This is a genomic window from Paenibacillus sp. GbtcB18, from assembly GCF_019091125.1.
Classification (GTDB): Bacteria; Bacillota; Bacilli; order Paenibacillales; family NBRC-103111; genus Paenibacillus_F; species Paenibacillus_F chitinolyticus.
Genome location: NZ_JAGXJX010000952.1, coordinates 1 through 231, shown reverse-complemented (window position 1 = coordinate 231; position 231 = coordinate 1). Strand labels below are relative to the sequence as shown.

Annotated in this window: 1 protein-coding gene; it reads right to left on the bottom strand. The window is 46.3% G+C overall.

Features of this window, described 5'->3' with window-relative positions; genetic code table 11:
- On the bottom strand, positions 1-231 hold a 231-nt coding region (locus tag KVT34_RS31380; RefSeq protein ID WP_217563405.1), incomplete at both ends, for a hypothetical protein.

The window sequence follows — 231 nt, the reverse complement described above, 5'->3', positions numbered from 1 at the left end:
TTAATTGGGCCGTTAAACTTGGATTCTCCAGTTGCGCCGTTTTCAACAGTCCCGATAAACCGGCAGCATATCCTTCCATAGTACTAAACACAAACTGAAGCAGTATCTTCTCCCGGCTGTTTTCCCGGGTTATCGATTTAAGAATTTCGAGGATTTCCTCCGCATATGCAGTAAACCGCTCCTTCTCATGTATGGAACTGGCTTTTAACACACGACAGTCAGCGTGGGGGA